General features: G+C 73.6%; 20 protein-coding genes. 10 read left to right on the forward strand and 10 right to left on the reverse strand.

Annotated elements, in window-relative coordinates:
* Nucleotides 1–4: 4 nt before the first annotated feature.
* Nucleotides 5–448, reverse strand: a complete 444-nt coding sequence (locus ACIBTU_RS23575; protein ID WP_399128336.1) for a MarR family winged helix-turn-helix transcriptional regulator — start codon at nt 446–448, stop codon at nt 5–7.
* Nucleotides 449–540: 92 nt separating this feature from the next.
* On the opposite strand from ACIBTU_RS23575, the gene ACIBTU_RS23580 reads away from it, so the two are divergent.
* On the forward strand, nt 541–888 hold the full coding sequence (locus ACIBTU_RS23580) for a DoxX family protein (RefSeq protein ID WP_399128337.1): 348 nt from the start codon (nt 541–543) through the stop codon (nt 886–888).
* 8 nt (nt 889–896) lie between these two features.
* Here the strand turns inward: ACIBTU_RS23580 and ACIBTU_RS23585 are convergent, their stop codons facing one another.
* From ACIBTU_RS23585 to ACIBTU_RS23595, 3 genes are read right to left on the reverse strand one after another with little or no spacing between them, the layout of a single operon-like run.
* Complete coding sequence (locus ACIBTU_RS23585; RefSeq protein WP_399128338.1) at nt 897–1,871, reverse strand: TIGR03621 family F420-dependent LLM class oxidoreductase; 975 nt, start codon at nt 1,869–1,871, stop codon at nt 897–899.
* 42 nt (nt 1,872–1,913) lie between these two features.
* Entirely contained in the window at nt 1,914–3,158 is a 1,245-nt protein-coding gene (locus ACIBTU_RS23590) for a DegT/DnrJ/EryC1/StrS family aminotransferase (protein WP_399128339.1), read from the reverse strand.
* A gap of 51 nt (nt 3,159–3,209) precedes the next feature.
* Nucleotides 3,210–3,701: a VOC family protein gene (locus ACIBTU_RS23595; protein ID WP_399128341.1), complete on the reverse strand. Its 492-nt coding sequence runs from the start codon at nt 3,699–3,701 to the stop codon at nt 3,210–3,212.
* A gap of 236 nt (nt 3,702–3,937) precedes the next feature.
* Between ACIBTU_RS23595 and ACIBTU_RS23600 the strand changes: the two genes are divergently transcribed.
* The 3 genes from ACIBTU_RS23600 to ACIBTU_RS23610 all read left to right on the forward strand — a co-directional run bounded on the left by ACIBTU_RS23600 (nt 3,938) and on the right by ACIBTU_RS23610 (nt 5,778).
* Nucleotides 3,938–4,519, forward strand: a complete 582-nt coding sequence (locus ACIBTU_RS23600) for a TetR/AcrR family transcriptional regulator (protein ID WP_399128342.1) — start codon at nt 3,938–3,940, stop codon at nt 4,517–4,519.
* A gap of 78 nt (nt 4,520–4,597) precedes the next feature.
* Nucleotides 4,598–5,338 carry an SDR family NAD(P)-dependent oxidoreductase gene (locus ACIBTU_RS23605; protein ID WP_399128344.1) on the forward strand — a complete coding sequence of 247 codons (741 nt, stop codon included), beginning with the start codon at nt 4,598–4,600 and terminating at the stop codon, nt 5,336–5,338.
* Between the two features lie 182 nt (nt 5,339–5,520).
* Nucleotides 5,521–5,778 (forward strand): hypothetical protein, encoded by a 258-nt coding sequence (locus ACIBTU_RS23610; RefSeq protein ID WP_399128345.1) that lies wholly within the window; start codon nt 5,521–5,523, stop codon nt 5,776–5,778.
* Nucleotides 5,779–5,784: 6 nt separating this feature from the next.
* On the opposite strand, the gene ACIBTU_RS23615 is transcribed toward ACIBTU_RS23610, so the two are convergent.
* Both ACIBTU_RS23615 and ACIBTU_RS23620 read right to left on the reverse strand, forming a co-directional pair.
* The gene (locus ACIBTU_RS23615) at nt 5,785–6,129 is read right to left on the reverse strand and encodes a hypothetical protein (protein WP_399128346.1); all 345 of its coding nucleotides are present in this window, start codon (nt 6,127–6,129) and stop codon (nt 5,785–5,787) included.
* Between the two features lie 10 nt (nt 6,130–6,139).
* The gene (locus tag ACIBTU_RS23620; protein WP_399128347.1) at nt 6,140–6,730 is read right to left on the reverse strand and encodes a TetR/AcrR family transcriptional regulator; all 591 of its coding nucleotides are present in this window, start codon (nt 6,728–6,730) and stop codon (nt 6,140–6,142) included.
* A gap of 96 nt (nt 6,731–6,826) precedes the next feature.
* Between ACIBTU_RS23620 and ACIBTU_RS23625 the strand changes: the two genes are divergently transcribed.
* Both ACIBTU_RS23625 and ACIBTU_RS23630 read left to right on the forward strand, forming a co-directional pair.
* Nucleotides 6,827–8,080 (forward strand): NADH:flavin oxidoreductase/NADH oxidase family protein, encoded by a 1,254-nt coding sequence (locus ACIBTU_RS23625; protein WP_399128348.1) that lies wholly within the window; start codon nt 6,827–6,829, stop codon nt 8,078–8,080.
* 35 nt (nt 8,081–8,115) lie between these two features.
* Nucleotides 8,116–8,763 (forward strand): class I SAM-dependent methyltransferase, encoded by a 648-nt coding sequence (locus tag ACIBTU_RS23630; RefSeq protein WP_399128349.1) that lies wholly within the window; start codon nt 8,116–8,118, stop codon nt 8,761–8,763.
* Here ACIBTU_RS23630 and ACIBTU_RS23635 read toward each other — a convergent pair.
* Nucleotides 8,720–9,412, reverse strand: coding sequence for a DUF2238 domain-containing protein (locus ACIBTU_RS23635; RefSeq protein WP_399128351.1), 693 nt, complete (start codon nt 9,410–9,412; stop codon nt 8,720–8,722). The genes ACIBTU_RS23630 and ACIBTU_RS23635 overlap by 44 nt on opposite strands.
* Before the next feature lie 387 nt (nt 9,413–9,799).
* On the opposite strand from ACIBTU_RS23635, the gene ACIBTU_RS23640 reads away from it, so the two are divergent.
* Both ACIBTU_RS23640 and ACIBTU_RS23645 read left to right on the forward strand, forming a co-directional pair.
* Nucleotides 9,800–11,302, forward strand: a complete 1,503-nt coding sequence (locus ACIBTU_RS23640) for an FUSC family protein (protein ID WP_399128352.1) — start codon at nt 9,800–9,802, stop codon at nt 11,300–11,302.
* An 86-nt stretch (nt 11,303–11,388) separates the two neighbouring features.
* Complete coding sequence (locus tag ACIBTU_RS23645; RefSeq protein ID WP_399128353.1) at nt 11,389–12,435, forward strand: lactonase family protein; 1,047 nt, start codon at nt 11,389–11,391, stop codon at nt 12,433–12,435.
* Between the two features lie 225 nt (nt 12,436–12,660).
* On the opposite strand, the gene ACIBTU_RS23650 is transcribed toward ACIBTU_RS23645, so the two are convergent.
* Together ACIBTU_RS23650 and ACIBTU_RS23655 are read right to left on the reverse strand one after the other, a co-directional pair.
* On the reverse strand, nt 12,661–13,596 hold the full coding sequence (locus ACIBTU_RS23650; RefSeq protein ID WP_399128354.1) for a sirohydrochlorin chelatase: 936 nt from the start codon (nt 13,594–13,596) through the stop codon (nt 12,661–12,663).
* Between the two features lie 209 nt (nt 13,597–13,805).
* Nucleotides 13,806–14,783, reverse strand: a complete 978-nt coding sequence (locus ACIBTU_RS23655; protein ID WP_399128355.1) for an N-acetylglucosamine kinase — start codon at nt 14,781–14,783, stop codon at nt 13,806–13,808.
* A gap of 93 nt (nt 14,784–14,876) precedes the next feature.
* On the opposite strand from ACIBTU_RS23655, the gene ACIBTU_RS23660 reads away from it, so the two are divergent.
* On the forward strand, nt 14,877–15,554 hold the full coding sequence (locus ACIBTU_RS23660; protein WP_399128356.1) for a uracil-DNA glycosylase: 678 nt from the start codon (nt 14,877–14,879) through the stop codon (nt 15,552–15,554).
* On the opposite strand, the gene ACIBTU_RS23665 is transcribed toward ACIBTU_RS23660, so the two are convergent.
* Nucleotides 15,440–16,723: an MFS transporter gene (locus ACIBTU_RS23665; protein WP_399128357.1), complete on the reverse strand. Its 1,284-nt coding sequence runs from the start codon at nt 16,721–16,723 to the stop codon at nt 15,440–15,442. The genes ACIBTU_RS23660 and ACIBTU_RS23665 overlap by 115 nt on opposite strands.
* Nucleotides 16,724–16,797: 74 nt before the next feature.
* Here ACIBTU_RS23665 and ACIBTU_RS23670 point away from each other — a divergent pair, with 74 nt between their 5' ends.
* Nucleotides 16,798–17,364, forward strand: a complete 567-nt coding sequence (locus tag ACIBTU_RS23670) for a CGNR zinc finger domain-containing protein (RefSeq protein WP_399128358.1) — start codon at nt 16,798–16,800, stop codon at nt 17,362–17,364.
* Nucleotides 17,365–17,367 lie beyond the last annotated feature (3 nt).

A 17,367-nucleotide genomic window follows, 5' to 3' on the forward strand; every position in this document is an offset into this window, starting at 1 on the left:
GTGGCTACTCGCCGCACTCGTGCGTGGCGGGATCCACCACGACGCGGTCGAGCAGGCCCCGCAGCAGGGTCTGCTCGGCCTCGGTGAGATCGCCGAACAGCTCACGCTCGGCCACGCTCACCGCCTCGTCGATCCGCTCGAGGGCCTCCTCGCCGGCCGGGGTGATCTCCACGATGTGACGCCGCCGGTCGGCCGGGTCGCGGCGCCGCTCGCACAGCCCCGAGGACTCCAACTCGTTGAGGATCGCGACCAGTTGGCTGGGGTCGACCTCCATCGTGACCGCCAGCTCGCGCTGGCTGGTGGCGCCCGGCGCGAGGTGCATCAGGGTCATCGCGTTGCGCGGGTGCAGCCCGGCGACGGCCACGGCGGCGCGGATGCGCGCGCCGGTGAGCTCTCCGCGGAAGGAGAGAAGGAATCCGAGGCGGTCGTTCGGGTGCGCTGCTGCCATGCCGTCCACCGTAACAGTGGGTTCATTATGGATCGACATAAATCATTGTTACTCTTCAACGGTTGTCGTCCTCAGATCGTTGGAGTGTTCCCATGTTCATTGGCTACGTGATCGTCGCCGCGCTGCTCGCGCTCGCCTCCGCCGGGTCCGCCTTCGCGACCTTCACCCGCAAACCGCAGGTCGTGAGCGGCATGACGAAGGTGGGTGTACCCGATTCCTGGCTGCCCCGGCTCGCCACCGCGAAGGCGGCGGGCGCGCTCGGCCTGCTCGCCGGCCTGGTCGTCGCGCCGCTCGGCATCGCCGCCGCCGTCGGCCTGGTGCTCTATTTCATCGGCGCGGTGATCTCCCACGTGCGGGTGAAGGACTTCGCGGTGGCGCCGGTCGTCGTCCTCACGCTGCTGGCCGCGGCCGCCCTGGTGCTGCGTATAGCCTCCGCCTGACCTGGTACTCACAGCCCCGCGTCCGGCGCCGCCAGGGCCGCGGCGAGCGGGGCGACGGCGGCGGGATCGGCGGCGCCGAAGTCGACGTAGTCGAGCCCCAGGTCCCGCTGCCGCTGCCGGAGCTGTTCGACGCACTCCTCCACGGTGCCGACCAGCAGCCCCGTCGAACGCCGGCCGACCTCCGGGTCGACCCCGTAGGTCCGGCACACCTCGGCCAGTGCCCGCGGGGTCTCCCGGGGGCTGTCGACGACCCGGCAGGTCCAGGTGACCGACAGACAGGACAGGGCGTCGGGGTCCCGCCCGGCCCGCTCCGCGGCCTCCCGCACCCAGCCGATCTTGGCCGCCATCCGCTCCGGGACCATGTCCTCGATGACGGCCGCGTCGTACGCCGTACCGTGCCCCAGATTCGAGTGGATCCCGGCGATCTGCGCATGGCGCCCGGCCAGGGCCAGCATCCGCTTCCCACCGCCGCCGATCACCAGCGGCGGATGCGGCGTCTGGACCGGCGCGGGCGACCCGGTCAGACCCGACACCTCGTAGTGCGGGCCGCTGTGGTGGACCGGGAGGCCGCCGAACAGCGCCTTGATGAGGTCCACCGACTCCGTCAGCCGGTCCACCCGCCGGCCCGGCGGGTCGAAGGGCAGACCGGCGGCCGCGTACTCGGCGGCCAGGTAGCCCGCCCCCAGCCCCAGATCGAGCCGCCCGCCGGACAGTGCGTCGACGGTGGCCGCCGCATGGTGGGTGAGCACCGGATGGCGGTAGTCGTTGCACAGGACCAGTGCCATCAGGCGCAGCCGCCGCGTGCTCGTCGCGAGGGCGGCCAGCGTGGCCACGGGATCCTGCACGCCCGCCTGGAAGTGATCGGACACCGAGACGGCGGTCAGGCCGCTCTCGTCGAGCAGGCGCAGCCGGCGCCGCCAGGCGTCCACGTCCCGTCCGATCGGCGGTGCGTACACGGCGGTTCTGATGGGTGGAGTCGGCATGGCCTGGACCTCGGAACCTTTCCGGTGCGGGGGAGTGACGGGTCAGCGCGGAGCGGCTTCGGCTTCGGCGTCGACGGCGGGGGCGAACCGCGAGGCGAACGCGTGGATGCTCGCCACCACGTGGTCGAGCTCCTCGTCCGTCGTGCCGTGGCTCATGCCGAGCGACATCCCGCGCTCGAACACCGCGTCGGCCTCGGGCAGCCCGCTCTCGGGGACGCGGTACTCGACGTCCCGCATCATCGGGTGCCGGGTGATGTTGCCGCTCCACACGGTACGGGTGTCGATGCCCGCCGACTCCAGCGACTCCTGGAGGTCGCCGCGCGCGAACCCGGCGTCGGGCCGCACCGTCACCGGGTAGCACAGCCAGGCGGTGTGCCACTCCGGCAGCTGACGCGGCAGCGAGAACAGCGACGGGTACGCGCCGAACGCCTTGGTGAACGCCTCGAAGATCTCCGCCCGGCGCTCGAAGTTCCGGTCGAGCTTCTTCAGCTGCTGCAGCCCGAACGCCGCCCCCAGCTCCGAGGGTTCGAAGTTCCACGGCAGCACGTCGAAGATGAAGTCGTTGTCGTACGCGACCCCGTCGAGGTCCTCGCGGAACACCCGGCCGGTCCGCGCCGAACCGAACAGGTGCGGCTCGGACCGCCGCCCCCACCGGCGCAGCATCAACGCCTTGTCGCGCAGCGCCTCGTCGTCCAGGCACACCATGCCGCCGTTGCCCGCGCAGGTGACGATGTGCGCCATGGCGAAGCTCGTGACGGTGATGTCCGAGCGGCTGCCCGTCCTCGTCCCGCGCAGCGTGGTGCCGATGCAGTCGCACGAGTCCTCGATGACCTTCAGGCCGTGCCGGTCGGCGATGTCCCGGATGGCGTCCCAGTCGGGTGCGTTGCCCGCCAGATTGGGGATGAGGATGGCCTTCGTCCGCTCGGTGACCAGCTCCTCGATCTTGCTCACGTCCACGTTGTACGTGTCCGGCTCCACGTCCACGAAGACGGGGACCCAGCCGCCGCGCACGATGGGGCCGACGTCCGTGGAGAAGGTCAGCGGCGAGGTGATGACCTCCGAGCCCTTGGGCAGGTCGAGCAGTTCCAGGGCGAGATAGAGGGCGGAGGAGCCGGAGTTGCACATGACGCCGAGCCGCTTGCCGTACAGCTCGGCGACGGTCGACTCCATCTCCGCCACGTTCTTGCCGATCTTCAGGCCGAAGGGGCCGCCGCGCAGCACCTCCAGGCAGGCGTCGATCTCGGCGTCGTCGTGCACACTGCGGGCGTAGACCACACGCGGGCTCATGGGTTGCTCCTTTGCTGGTGACGGATTTCTCTGAAGGCGTGCATCTGCGGGTCAGCGGGCCGGGGGCGTCGTGGGGCGCCCGCGCTCCAGTCGGTCGGTGAGCCCGGCGGCGAGGCTCCGGTCGAGGAGTTCGAAGACCTGGCCGAGCGGGTCCCGGTGGTACGTGGCGCCGGCCGGGCTGATCCCGTCCCGCACCCCGGCCATCCACACCGGCGCCCCCGCCGACTCCGCCGCGCGGGCCGCGGCCGGCAGGTCGTCCACCACGAAGCCGAGATGGTGGATGCCCGGTGCGGCCCGCCAGATCTCGGACCCCGGTACCTCACGCAGGAGTTCGAGGTGGGGCGCCCCGCCGGCCGAGAGCCCGATGCGCTGCGTCCCGGCGTGCTCGACCCCGCCGATCCGGCACACGAACCGCGTCTCGTCGAAGACCGTGACGGACAGGCCGTAGATCCGCCGGACGTCCTCGGCGGCCTTCTCGATGTCCGCCACGACCACGCCGACGTGGTGCAGATCGGCCAGGGACCAGTGCTGCGCGAGTGACATCGCCGCCCCTCTCATCCAGGGCCGTCGCGGCCCGTCGGAGAGCAGTAGTAATGCCGATTGAACGCTTGCTCAATGGGGTGTCCCACCCAGTGGGATCCGGGCCGAGGAGCACCCCATCCGTACAACTGCCCAGGTCAGAGTTGTATTTGGAGAGATTTCGAGCGAACCGATTGACCGCCGCGCGGAGAGCCGTCTAGCTTCCGTTGAGCAAGCGATCAATCAAGTGGAGGACGCAGATGCCCACTGTCGAGATCCGCCGGGCGGACATCCTGAAAGCCTCCGCGGAGCTGTTCGCGGCCAAAGGCGTCGCGACGACCACGGTGCGCGCGATCGCGTCGGAGGTCGGGGTCCGGTCCGGTGCGCTGTACCACTACTTCCCGTCCAAGGACGCGATCGTCCAGGAGCTGCTGCACACCTACGTGCGGGGGTTGAAGGCCCGTTACGACGAGGAGGCTCCCCGCAGTCTCGATCCGCGGGCCCGGCTGCGGGCGATCGTCGAGGTCTCGCTGCGCACCGCGGCGGACGACCCGCACACCACGACGGTGTACCAGAGCGAACTGACGAACCTCCTTGATGTGCCGGAGTACCGGCACATCAAGGAGCTGGCCGACAAGGCGCAGCAGTGCTGGCTGGAGGCCATCGACGACGGCAAGCGGGCCGGGGTGTTCCGGGACGACATCCCCTCGAAGGTCTTCCACCGTTTCATCCGTGACGCGGTGTGGCTGTCGGTCAAGTGGCGCCACCCGGAGGACGCGTACACGAGCGAGGACCTCGCCCGGGACTGCATGGCGATCTTCCTCGACGGCTTCGCGGCCTGACCCGAACCGAACGCGGTGCCCGAACCGAACGCAGTGAACGACCCGACGCAGTGAACGAACCGACGAAGAGGTGGAGTTGTGACCGAGCAGCTGGTCGACCTGACGGGCAAGATCGTCGTCGTCACCGGAGCCGCGCAGGGGCAGGGGGCCGAGCACGCCCGGCTGTTCGCGCGGCTCGGTGCGCAGGTGGTCCTCACGGACCTCGAGGCGAGTGCCGTGCGGGCCGTCGCGGACGAGATCGGCCCGGCCGCGCTGGGACTCCCGCTCGACGTCGGCAGCGAGAACGCGTGGCGCGAGGTCATGGAGCAGGTCCAGGAGCGGTTCGGGCGCGTCGACGTGCTGGTCAACAACGCGGCGGCCTATCGCAAGGTGCCGCTGGCCGAACTGAGCGAGAAGGAACTGCTGACCACCCTGCAGATCAACCTCGTCGGCCCGATCCTCGGCATCAAGGCGGTGACCCCGCTGATGAGCGAGCACGGCGGCTCCGTCATCAACATCTCGTCGACCGCCGGCCTGAACGGTTACGCGGGCGGTCTCGCCTACAGCGCCTCCAAGTTCGGCCTGCGCGGCGCCTCCAGGTCGGCGGCCAAGGAGCTGGGCCCGCTCGGCATCCGCGTCAACTGCATCTGCCCCGGCGCGATCGACACCGCGATGATCAGCGAGGAGACCCGGTCCGGCGGCGGCGCCGTGGCCCACCTCCCGATCCCGCGCCCGGGCCGCCCCGCCGAGGTCTCCGCGCTGGTCGCCTTCCTGGCCAGCGACGCGGGCAGCTACTGCACGGGCCAGGACTTCGTGGTCGACGGCGGCCAGACGGCCTGAGCGCGATCGGGCACGGCCGGGCCCCGGGATCTCGGGACCGAGCGGCACGAGCTGCCCACCGCGGTCCGGCACGCCACGAGCTGCGCTCCGGCCGGCATCGGCGCACTCTGGAAGCGTGGCCGGTGCGGGGCTGCGCGCATCCATGCGGGGCAGTCCGAGCGGCGGCAGTCGGGACGGTGTTCATGGCCCTCGCCGACAAGAGCACACGGGACGATGCCGAGGAGCAGGCGCGGCAGGCGATCGAGCGGGGCGCCCATGTCCTCGTCTACAAATTCATCGACCCGATCACCGACAGCTTCGTCACCGCGCCGATGCTCGGGATCTCCCCCCAGATCGAGGCGGTCGAGGCGCTCGGCTGGCAGCTCGACCGCTTCAGCGCCGTGGAGGGGAAGGTCGGCGACGGCGAGCACATCGCCGTGATCTGCCTCTTCCGCCGCTGACCCGGATCAGCCGGCTTCCAGGGCGTCGGCCCGTCGCCGCAGGTCCGCCGCGATGTGGTCCCAGTCCGGCCCGTGGAGCCACAGGTTCTCGGCGGCCCGGCGCAGCAGCGCCGGCTCGTCGGGCCGCTGCAGCAGCACCAGCCGGTAGGCCAGATTTCGTACCCAGACCGGCAGTCGGCCGTCCACGGCGTGCGGGCTGAGCTCATCCAGCATGGCGAGGATCTCGTCCGCGTCCGCGAAGGTCAGCTCCTCGACGAAGTAGTGCTCCCGGTGTTCCGCGCCGCACTCCGGCGTGGGCCGGTACTCGTCCCCGTAGAGGCAGCGGGCGTGCTCCGTGAGAGTGCTGTGCATGGGCCGGCGCCTAGGCCCCGGTGGACGCGGAGACGGCGAACAGGGCGTGCACGGAGGCGCTGACCTGGGCGGCGACCAGCTCGGGGGAGGACGCGTCGAGCTTGCCGTCGAGGTGCAGGAACGCCAGGCCGTGGACGAGGGCCCACACGGTCGTCGCCAGTGCGTCCGTCTCGCCGGCCCCGGGGAACGCGCCGCGGACGATGGCGTGCACGTACTCCGTGATGGCGGCGGTCGCGGCGGCCCGCTCCGCGTCGGCCGGGTCGCAGGGCTCGGCGAACATGGCCCGGAACAGCGCGGGGTGGTCGAGCGCGAACCGCACGTACGCCACGGCGACCGCCGCCAGCTCGTCCGGGCTCGAGGGGGCGGGGTGCGCGGCCGCGAGACTCTCGGCGAGCTCCACGTATCCCTGCGCGGCGACCGCGGACACCAGCGCCTCACGGTCCGCGAAGTGACGGTACGGGGCCGTGGCGGACACTCCGGCCCGGCGCGCGACCGCGCGCAGCGAAAGGCCGGCGCTCCCGTCCTCCTCCAGCAGCTCACGGGCCGCGCGCAGACAGGCGGCGCGCAGGTCGCCGTGGTGATAGGCGCCGATCTGCGGCACAGGTCACACCCCTCAATGTTTACGGTGCTTACTCTCGCCCTCTAATGTGAGGGGTGTACACATCGTAGGGGACGGACCAGGAACGAGGGAAACGGAATGACCAGCGAGTTGTTCGCGCCGCTGACGCTGCGCTCCGGGCAGGTACTGGGCAATCGCGTCGCCAAGGCGGCGATGGAGGAGAACATGGCCGGTGACGGCCAGCTTCCCGGCCCGGACCTGCTCGCGCTGTACCGCCGCTGGGCCGCGGGCGGCGCCGGACTGCTGATCACGGGCAACGTGATGGTGCACGCCGAGGCGCTCACCGGCCCCGCGGGCGTCGTCCTCGACGAACACGCGCCGCTGGAGCCCTTCACCGCCTGGGCCGAGGCCGCGAAGTCCGGCGGCGGCGCCGTCTGGATGCAGATCAACCACCCCGGCCGCCAGGTGTCCTCCGGCATGCCCGGCGTCGTGTGGGGCCCCTCCGACCTGGCTGTCTCCCTCGGGAAGCACAGCGGCCGCTTCGGCCGCCCCACGGCCATGACACCGCGCCAGATCGAGGACACCGTGACCCGGTACGCCGTCACGGCCCGCCGGGCGGAGGAGGCCGGCTTCGACGGTGTCGAGATCCACGCGGCGCACGGCTACCTGCTGTCGCAGTTCCTCTCCCCGCTCGTCAACACCCGCACCGATCAGTGGGGCGGATCGCTGGAGAACCGGGCCCGCATGCTGCTGGACATCGTCCGCGCCGTCCGCGCCTCCGTCTCCCCGCCCTTCGCCGTCGCGGTGAAGCTCAACTCCGCCGACTTCCAGCGCGGCGGCTTCGACGCCGACGACGCGCGGCAGGTCATCGAGATGCTCGCCCCGCTCGGCGTCGACCTCGTCGAGCTCTCGGGCGGCAGCTACGAGAGCCCCGCGATGACCGGCCGCCCCGCCGACGACCGCACCCAGGCCCGCGAGGCCTACTTCCTCGACCTCGCCGAGGACCTGGTGGGGACGAGCCCGGTCCCGCTCATGCTCACGGGAGGCATCACCCTGCGCGAGAGTGCGGAGCGGGTCCTCGACGGCGGCGTCGCCGTCGTCGGCATGGGCACGGCGCTCGCCGTCACCCCCGACCTCCCGGCCCGATGGCGCGAGGGCCGCGAGGCCGACCGCGCCATGGAGCCGGTGACCTGGTCCGACAAGGCCCTCGCCTCGGCCGCGAGCATGGCCAAGGTCCGCCACGCCATGCGCCGCGTCGCGCGCGGCGGCCGTGCCAGGCCCGGCACCCACCCTGCGCTGGCCCTGGTCTGCGAACAGCGGCAGGAACGACGGGCACTGCGCCGCTACCGGGCCTGGCTGTCCACGGAGCGGAGCGCCGCCGGGGCTCCCTGACGGGCGGGCCGCGACCGCCGCCTACAGTCGTCCCCATGAATCGATGGCAGGAACTGACCGGTGGCGTGTCCGGGGACGAGTACGCCGCGCGGTTCGCGGAACTGGCCCGCAGCGGCAAGGACGTGCACGGCGAGGCGCGGTTCTGCTCGGCTCTGCTGCCGGCCGGGGCGCGGGTGCTGGACGCCGGGTGCGGGACCGGCCGGGTCGCGATCCGGCTGGCGGAGCTCGGGCACGACTGCGTGGGGATCGACCTCGACGACTCGATGCTGGACGTCGCGCGGGCCCAGGCGCCCGAACTGCCCTGGTACCGCACCGATCTCGCCGCGTTCGACCCGGCCGCGCTCGGCGTCGCCGCCGACTTCGACCTCGTGGTCGCCGCCGGAAACGTCTTCCCGCTGCTCGCCGCCGGCACCGAGGCCACGGTGGTCGAGCGCCTGGCGGGAGCGCTGCGTCCCGGCGGCCTGCTGGTCGCGGGCTTCGGCCTGGACGCCGCCCACCTGCCCGTGCCGCCGGGCATCACGCTCGCGGAGTACGACGCGTACTGCGCCGCGGCCGGCCTCGCCCTCGTCGACCGGTTCGCCACCTGGGACGCCGACCCCTACGACGCGGGCGGCTACGCCGTCAGCGTCCACACCCGTGTCAGCCCTGCGCCGGAGTCCACGCCGGAGTCCCCAGACGCGTGAGAGCGCGGTCGTGCGCGCGGCTGAGGAGCAGGAGCGAGCAGGTGGCACCGATCAGCGCGCAGAACATGTCCCACTGGGTGTCCCAGACATCGCCCTGCGTGGCCAGGAACGCGTCGGCCGCCTGACCTCCGGTCACGGCCGCCAGCCACTCCAGCATCTCGAACACGGCGCTGAAGGCCAGGCACGCGCAGACCGTCAGCGGCGCGAGCCAGCGGCTGCCGCGCAGGGGTGAGGTCCGGACGAGGAGTTCACGGACCAGGATCGCCGGCACGAACCCCTGCATGAGGTGCCCGAAGCGGTCGTACGGATTGCGCTCGAGCCCGAACCAGTCGCGCACCCAGTCCCCGGCGGGCACCTCCGCGTACGTGTAGTGCCCGCCGACGATCAGCACCGTGGCGTGGACGGCGAGCAGCCCGCACAGCAGACCGCTCAACGGGAACCGCCGGCGCAGCAGGACGAGCAGCGGCAGGCCCAGCATCACCCACACGGTTTCCAGCACCCAGGTGGCCGGGTCCTTCGCGCCGAACGCCGACCCCACGAGCGCGGCCGCGACGAGCACCGCGAGGACCGCGGGAAGCCGGCGGCCGGGACCGTCGGTGGCTGACGGCGCGCGGGACGACGTTCTGGCGAACACGGGGTGGGCGGACATCGCGGGCTCCTCTGCCTGGGCTGTGCCGCCATCCTCGGGCGCCCCCGGGGACCCCCGCGTGAGTACCGCTACTCAACTCGGTGATGAGTGCGCGCCCCGTGCCGTCACACCGGGTCGTCGTCCGGACGCTTCCAGGAGCGCGCCCGCGCGGAACCGCACAGTCCGGTCGGGCGCCGGGTCGCGGCGCGCGATGGTCCGTTGGTCCAGGGGTGGCCGAAGGGTTCGCGTCTGTGCTGCTCCAATGGCTCACCCTTTCCGGGCTCTGTTGAACCGGATGCCGGGCCGATGGTCAAATGGGCGTGTCGATGGCGCTGCGGATCCTCAGGGGATCTCCGCGGCGCCTTTCTCATGTCGGGGCACCCGCGGGTGCTGAAGGGGCGGGGCAACTTGCTGAAGAGGGCGTTCACCGCGCCGGATCCGGGACGGATGCGGTTGCGGTTCGCGAGCCGGGCGGTGCTGGGCATCGGCCTGGCCGTCGTGCTCTGCGGGGCGGTCGGCCATTCGCTCCAGGCCGCCATCACCGGCGGACTGGCCGCGCTGCTCGCCCTGTTCACGGTGACGGACCCGACCGTGCGGGGGCAGGCGGTGACCACGGCGCTTCTCCCGGTGGTGGGCTTGCCGACGCTGGCTCTCGCCGCGGCGTTGCACGACGTGCCGCTGGCGCGCGACCTGGCATTTCTCGGAGTCGTGGGGGCCGGCGTGTACGCCCGCCGCTGGGGCCCGCGCGGGCACTCCCTCGGCGTGTTCGCCTTCATGACCTTTTTCGCGACCCAGTTCCTGCACACGGTGCCGTCCCAGCTGCCCGAGCTGTACGAGGCAGTGCTGCTGTCGCTGGCGGCCGCGGCCGTGGTGCGGTTCGGCGTGTGGTGCTACGAGCGCCGGCTGCCGGCTCCGGCGGCGGTCGCCGTGCCGGCCGGCGGGACCGGGCTGAAGCGGATCACGACGCGGCAGGCCGTGCAGGCGACGCTCGGCGCGGCGTTCGCGCTCGGCATCGGGCAGGTGCTCTCCGACCAGCGCTGGTACTGGGCCGTGGGCGCCACCTGGTGGGTGTTCGTGGCGACGACCTCGCGCGGCGAGACCATCGTGCGCGGCTTCCGGCGCTTCCTCGGCACCGTGCTCGGGATCGTCCTCGGGTTCGCGATCGCGGTCCCGCTTCATCACGTGCCGGTCGTCGCCGCCGTGGTCATCGCCCTCAGCGTCTTCGGGATCTTCTACACCGCCCATGTCTCGTACACGTGGATGATGCTCGCGGTGACGGTCATGGCGAGCATGCTGTACGGGCTGCTCGGCGTGCTCGACGCGGGGCTGCTCGCACTGCGGGTCACCGAGACCGCCACGGGCGCGCTCGGCGCCGTGCTCGCCGTGCTGCTCGTACTGCCCGTGACCACGCACTCCGTGACCGAGGCCTGGGTCGAGCGGGCGCTGCGCTGCGTGCACACCTGCACCGCGCAGGCCGCCGCCCGCCTGGCCGGCGACCCGGACGCGGACCCGGCGCCGCGCGTCGCCGAGCTGGAGGCGATCCTCGGCCGCGTACGGCTGTCGCTGAGCCCGCTCGTCCACCCGCTGAGCCCGATGAAGGCCCGCAAGGGACGGGCCCGGCAGATCCTCGCGCTGCTCGACGACTGCGCCCGCGAGGTGCGCGGACTCGCGTCCGTCGCCGCCGACCCCGAGGCCTCCCACGACGCCCGGCTCGCCGCCGCCTGCTGGCGCGTCGAGGCCGCCGTCGAGGCCCTGACCGCGCCCGCACCGTACCCGCGCGGCCGCGTCGCGACCGCCCCGCACACCGCCGACGGCGAACCGGTCCTGGCCCATCTGCACGCCCTGGAACACGCCCTCGTCGAGCTCGCCGTCCCGCTGCGCGGAGCGAGCCGGGTGACCCTGGGCGCCTGACCGCAGCGCGCCCGGCCGGTCTGGTCTAGACCCGCTGCTACGGTCGGCGCACGGGCATCCGCGCCCGTGCGCCGAAAGGGGAAGCAGTGAGCGGCAGCAGCCAGACAGGACGCGCGTACATCGGATCCTTCACCGCCGCGGGCGGGCCCGGCGTCGTCACGGCGGCCGTCGACCCGGCCGACGGCGCGCTCACGCTCCTCCACACCACCGACGCCCTGCCCGACCCGTCGTACCTGGCGCTCGACGGCGGGTTCCTCTACGCGGTCAGCGAGACGACCGCGGGGGCCGTCGCCGCGTTCCGCACAGACGCCGTGTCCACGACCCTCGCCGCGCCCGCCGCCCCCGTCGACGGCGCGGGCCCCACCCATCTGACCGTGTGGGGCAACCACATCCTCACCGCCAACTACGGCTCCGGCAGCGTCAGCACCGTGCCGCTGCGCGCCGACGGCACCCCCGACCCCGCCCTGCGCGATGTGCTGCACCACACCGGCTCCGGCCCGCACCCGCAGCGCCAGCAGGGCCCGCACGCCCACCAGATCGTGGTCGACCCCAGCCGCGGCTGGGCCGTCAGCGTGGACCTCGGCACCGACTCGGTCCGCGTCTGCGCCCTCGTCGACGGGCACCTCACCCCGCACCACGAGACGGCCCTGCGCCCCGGCTCGGGCCCGCGCCACCTGGCCTTCCACCCCGGGGGCGAGTACGCGTACGTCCTCAACGAGCTCGCGCCGACCCTCACCGTGTGCCGCTGGGACGCCGCCGGAGGCATCCTCAAGCCGCTCACCGAGGTCCCCGTGCTGCCCGGCGCCCCCCGCGGCGACGCCTATCCGTCCGAGGTCGTCGTGGCCCCCGACGGACGCTTCCTGTGGACCGCCACACGCGGCGAGGACGTCGTCTCCGTCTTCGCCCTCGACGCCACCGGCGAACAGCCCACGCTGCGCGCCACCGTCCCCAGCGGCGGCCACTGGCCCCGTGACCTGACCCTCCACCCCGTCGGCCGGTTCCTGTACGCGGCGAACGAGCGCTCCGGCGACGTCACCTGGTTCACCGTGGACCAGGAGACGGGCGAGCCGGTCAGGGGCGGATCGCTCCGGGTGCCCGCTGCGTCCTGCGTGGTGTTCGGCCCGCCCGCGTAGACCGGCCTGAAACGACACGGAGGGGGGGGGGGGGGGGGGGGGGGGGGGGGGGGCGGGGCGGGGCGGGGGGGGGGCGGGCGGGGGGGGGGGGGGGGGGTGGGGGGGGGGGGGGGGGGGTTGGGGGCGGGCGCCGGGCGCCCCCGCCCCCCCCCCCCCCCCCCCCCCCCCCCCCCCGCCGCCCCCCCCCCCCCCCCCCCCCCCCCCCCCCCCCCTCCGTGCTGCGGCTCAGCTGCCGGAGACGGCCGGCTGCGGCGTGATGCCCAGCGCGCTCGTGTACTTGGACAGCGCCAGCTTGCCCATCGCCGGGTACGCGCCGAGCGGCTCGGCGGCGGCGCAGCCCGCGTCCTTGACGGCGGCCTCGAGGACGCTCGGGTCCAGCTCGGGGCCGATCAGGTACGGGGCGAGGGCCAGGTTCTGGGAGCCGGAGGCGCGCAGCTGCTCGGCGGTCGCGGCGACGGCACCGTCGGCGTCCAGCGCGGCGGCGATCACCGGGACGGCGAGACGCGCGGCGAGCAGCATGCCCGTGATACCGGCTGCCTGCACGGCCTCCTCGCCGCCCACTGCGGCGAGGATGATGCCGTCGGCGGCCGTGGCCACGGTGAACAGACGGGCGCGGTCGGCGCGGGCCAGGCCCGCCTCCGACAGGCGCACGTGCAGGCCCTCCGCGAGCAGCGGGTGCGGGCCGAGCACATCGGTCAGCTCGGCCGGGACGCGGCTGTCCACGATGCCCTGGCGGATCTGCCGGATCTGCGCGTTGTCCGGGCCGGCGAGCAGCGGCACGACGACCGCGACCGGGCCCTCGGGCGCCTTCGCCTCGACGCCGGCGGCGACGGCCTGCTCGTAGCGGGCGGTGCGCTCCTTCGCGGCGTGCGCGAGCACGGACGCGAGGGACGGGAACTCGGCGGACACCGGGAAGTCGGTGACCTCACCCTCGACGAACCCCACGCGGGCGTCCAGGCCGGGCAGCTCCGAGCGCGCGATGCTGACGACCTCGTCGGCCAGCATGCGCGTGGCGGCGCTGGGCGTGCCGGGCACGGCCAGAACGAGGGACGGTGCGCCCTCGGGGGCGGCCACGGGTTCCGGCCGGCGGTGCCGTCCGGGCTGACGGGGTCGCGGCATTCGTACAGGCAGGCCGGATGCGGGCCCAGTGGGGGAGCTCATGCGGCCGCATGCTACTGGCTCTCCGGGCATCGTTGTTCGGCCAGGGGGCGGCTGAGCGGTATCCGTCCGCGATTGTCCGTTCCGTCGCGGAGAACGTAAATGTCCAGGTCCGAGAGGTGTATGGGGGAGTAGAGGGAGGCGTCCGCTTCGGTGCGGGTGGGACGGGAGTTGTTCGAGAGACCTGATTCGGGGTGCCTGGTCCGAGTGCCCTACGGCACGTACAGCAGGCGTCCGTCGTGTGGCAGGCGGAGCCCTTCGCTCGCCAGGGCCGACGCGATCACCAGGGCGCCGTGCAGGGGGTCGCCCGCCGCGGGGGTGAGCGCGGCCTTGGGGAGCTGTGCCGTGAGTTCCGCTTGGAGCGGGTCCAGGAGGGGGGCGCCCATGTGGAAGAGGCCGCCGGTCAGGGCCACCTCGCCGCCGTCCGCCGGGCACACCGCCGCCGCCGACTCCGCGATGTGCCGCGCCGCGTCCCGCAGGATCGACGCCGCGACGGGGTCGGAGGCGGCGCAGGCCGCCACGTCGGGGGCGAACGAGGCCAGGGCCGCCGGGCGGTCCGTGCGCGGGTAGATCCGGCCGGGCAGCTCGCCCGCCGGGCCGAACCGCTCCTCGGCGCGCGCGAGCAGCACCGCGCTGCCGCCGCGCCGCCCGTCGAACGCGCGCATCGCCGCCGCGAGCCCGGCCTGCCCGATCCAGGCGCCGCCCCCGCAGTCGCCCAGCAGATGGCCCCAGCCGTCCGCCCGCCGCCAGGAGCGGAGATCCGTGCCGAGGGCGATCATCCCGGTGCCCGCCGCGACGACCGCCCCGGGCCGCTGGCCGAGCGCGCCCGCGTAGGCGGTGACCCCGTCGGCGGCCAACGCGAGCCGTTCGACGCCCAGTTCGCAGGCGAGCGCGGCCGGAAGCTCCGCGCGCAGCGCGTCGCCCAGCGTCGCCATCCCGGCCGCGCCGACCGTCAGCGCGACAGGGGCGGGACCGCCCGCCTTGGTCAGCAACTCCCGTGCCATCGGCAGCAGCAGTTCCAGCATGTGCGCCGGGTCGATGCCCGCCGCCGACGTCCGTACGGGGGTGGCGGAGCGGGTCGAGACGGCACCGGCCGGGTCGGCGACCTCGGCGAGGGCGACCCGGAGCCCGGAGCCGCCCGAGTCCACCCCGAGCACGTACCGTCCCCCGGCTTCGTTCGCTGGACGCAACGGGCTTCCCTCCTCGCCGGTGACCTTGGTGGACGAACAGTAGCGCCGCGGGCGGGCGCGGAGTGTCGGTGTGGGCCAGTAGGGTGACGCACTGTGGCAGCGAGACCGTTGAACGAACTTGTGGAAGCAGGCTGGGCGAAGGCCCTGGACCCTGTGGCCGGACGCATCGCGGAGATGGGCGACTTCCTGCGGGCCGAGATCGCGGCCGGCCGGACGTACCTGCCGTCGGGGGCGAACGTCCTGCGCGCCTTCCAGCAGCCCTTCGACGACGTACGCGTACTGATCGTCGGTCAGGACCCCTATCCCACACCTGGGATGGCGATCGGGCTCAGCTTCGCCGTCGCCCCGGAGGTCCGCCCGCTGCCGGGCAGCCTGATCAACATCTACCGGGAGCTGGGCGCCGACCTCGGCCTGGCCCCGCCGTCGAACGGCGACCTGACCCCGTGGACGAAGCAGGGCGTGCTGCTCCTCAACAGGGCGCTCACCACGGCCCCGCGCAAGCCCGCCGCCCACCGCGGCAAGGGCTGGGAAGAGGTCACCGAGCAGGCGATCCGTGCCCTCGCGGCCCGCGGCACCCCGCTGGTGTCGATCCTGTGGGGCCGCGACGCCCGTAACCTGCGGCCGCTGCTCGGCGACCTCCCGGCGATCGAGTCGGCTCACCCGTCGCCGATGTCGGCGGACCGCGGGTTCTTCGGCTCCCGCCCGTTCAGCCGGGCCAACGACCTGCTGGCGCGCCAGGGGGCCCGGCCCGTGGACTGGAGCCTGCCGTAGGACGGGGCGCCGGGTGACTCCGGCGTCACCCGGAGATGGAGCGCGGCGAGCAGCACGCACAGCGCTGCCGCCGTGCACCACAGCGCGGTCGCGCCCGTACGGGCCAGGAGCTGGGTGCCGAGGAGCGGGGCGAGGGTCGCGGCGACGCCCCAGCCGCACCCGAACACGGCCAGGTAGCGTCCGCTCGCCCCGGCGGGTGCGAGGCTCGTGACCAGGGCGTAGACCCGGCCCATGACCAGCAGGTCGCCGAGGCTCCACACGGCGGCCGCGGCGAGCAGCGCCGGCAGGGAGCGGCCGAGCGCGTAGCCGGTCAGGCCCGCGGCCAGCAGCAGATGGGCCAGGGCGAGCGCCGCGCGCGTCGAGAGCCGGGCCAGTCGCCGGGCCCGTACGAGCGGCTGCGCCAGCACGGTGGTCGCGGCGGCCGCCGTGAACAGCAGGCCGGCGTCCGCGGCGGCCCGGCCCTGCCGCTCAAGGGAGAGCGGCAGCGTCATCACGGTCAGCTGGTTGATCAGCGCGTAGGCGGTACCGAGCGCCAGGACGGTCAGCAGCGCGCGATCGCGCAGCGGTCGTACGGCGGTGGCGGCCTGTCCGGCGGGCGATGCCGCCTGCCGGTCGCGGGGGAGCGCGAGGCCGATCAGCAGGGCGCAGAGCAGGCAGGTCACCGCGTCGCAGACGAACAGCCAGCGCAGATCCCAGCGGCCGAGGAGCGCGGCGAGCAGCCCCGCCCCCATCGCGCCCGCCGCGAGCGCCGCGCTGAACAGGCTGAAGGCGCGCACCCGTTGCCGGTCCGGCACCCAATCGCCGACGATCGCCTGGCTCGGCGGCTCGTACAGCTCGAAGGCGAGCCCGAGCAGCACCGCACCCGCGATCGCGCCGGCCGGCGAGGTCGAGGCCGCGATGGTCAACTGGGCCACCGCGCAGCCGCCGAGCCCGAGCAGGATCGTTGTACGGGGGCCGATCCGGTCCGCGAGATGCCCGCCGGTCAGACGCGAGGGAATCGTGGCGAGCCCGAACCCGGCGGTGACGAGCCCGGCGGTCGTCAGACCCGCCCCGTAGTCGGCGGAGATGAGCGCGGTGAGGAAGGGGAGCGAGAAAGCGCCCAGCTGGTTCACGGTCCGGGCGAGCAGCAGCATGCGTACGGTGCGGGGCAGAGGTTCGGGGCGGGACACGACACCTCACGTCACTGGTAAAATCCGATACGGCAGTGATGCATACGCTATGCGGGCGAGAGGTAACTGGTCAAGTGCTGTTCGACAGTCACATGAAGACGCTGCTCGACGCGTCGGCGGCGCTCGTCAACGCGCTGACCGACGGCGAGGCGCGCGGCCGCCCCTACGCCGCTCCCGAGGGCGCCGAAAGGATCGGCGCGGTCCGCGCCGCGCTCTCCGCCGGCGCCGATCTCGAACAGGGCGAGGCCGATCAACTCGCCGCCACCGCATGCGCGTTGCGCACCGTCTTCGAGGCCGTGGCCGCCGACGACCTCGACGCGGCGGCCCCCGCCCTGAACACACTGCTCCGCGACACCGGCGCCCGCCCCCAGCTCGACCGCTCCCCGGGCGAGCCGTGGCAGGTCCACTTCCACGGCGCCGACGACTCCTACGCCGTCGGCTGGAGCGCCGGCTGCGCGACCGGCCTGGCCATGGCCCTCGGCGGCGACTACGCGGGACGGCTCGGGGTCTGCGCGGCGCCCCGCTGCGACCGGGTCTACGTGGACACGTCGCGCAACGCGGGCCGCCAGTTCTGCTCGACGGCCTGTCAGAACCGGGTCAAGGCCGCCGCGTTCCGCGCCCGGCGCACGAGCGCCCCGTAGGCC

The sequence above is a fragment of the Streptomyces sp. NPDC050145 genome (genome assembly GCF_044460245.1).
In the GTDB taxonomy this organism is placed as follows: domain Bacteria; phylum Actinomycetota; class Actinomycetes; order Streptomycetales; family Streptomycetaceae; genus Streptomyces.

What these genes read in the sequence shown, in the direction of transcription:
- ACIBTU_RS23585 (WP_399128338.1), bottom strand. Translation starts at nt 1,871, where the DNA reads ATGCCGACTCCACCCATCAGAACCGCCGTGTACGCACCGCCGATCGGA.
- ACIBTU_RS23650 (WP_399128354.1), bottom strand. Translation starts at nt 13,596, where the DNA reads ATGAGCTCCCCCACTGGGCCCGCATCCGGCCTGCCTGTACGAATGCCG.
- ACIBTU_RS23615 (WP_399128346.1), bottom strand. Translation starts at nt 6,129, where the DNA reads ATGCACAGCACTCTCACGGAGCACGCCCGCTGCCTCTACGGGGACGAG.
- ACIBTU_RS23595 (WP_399128341.1), bottom strand. Translation starts at nt 3,701, where the DNA reads ATGTCACTCGCGCAGCACTGGTCCCTGGCCGATCTGCACCACGTCGGC.
- ACIBTU_RS23625 (WP_399128348.1), top strand. Translation starts at nt 6,827, where the DNA reads ATGACCAGCGAGTTGTTCGCGCCGCTGACGCTGCGCTCCGGGCAGGTA.
- ACIBTU_RS23610 (WP_399128345.1), top strand. Translation starts at nt 5,521, where the DNA reads ATGGCCCTCGCCGACAAGAGCACACGGGACGATGCCGAGGAGCAGGCG.
- ACIBTU_RS23635 (WP_399128351.1), bottom strand. Translation starts at nt 9,412, where the DNA reads ATGTCCGCCCACCCCGTGTTCGCCAGAACGTCGTCCCGCGCGCCGTCA.
- ACIBTU_RS23600 (WP_399128342.1), top strand. Translation starts at nt 3,938, where the DNA reads ATGCCCACTGTCGAGATCCGCCGGGCGGACATCCTGAAAGCCTCCGCG.
- ACIBTU_RS23630 (WP_399128349.1), top strand. Translation starts at nt 8,116, where the DNA reads ATGAATCGATGGCAGGAACTGACCGGTGGCGTGTCCGGGGACGAGTAC.
- ACIBTU_RS23575 (WP_399128336.1), bottom strand. Translation starts at nt 448, where the DNA reads ATGGCAGCAGCGCACCCGAACGACCGCCTCGGATTCCTTCTCTCCTTC.
- ACIBTU_RS23590 (WP_399128339.1), bottom strand. Translation starts at nt 3,158, where the DNA reads ATGAGCCCGCGTGTGGTCTACGCCCGCAGTGTGCACGACGACGCCGAG.
- ACIBTU_RS23580 (WP_399128337.1), top strand. Translation starts at nt 541, where the DNA reads ATGTTCATTGGCTACGTGATCGTCGCCGCGCTGCTCGCGCTCGCCTCC.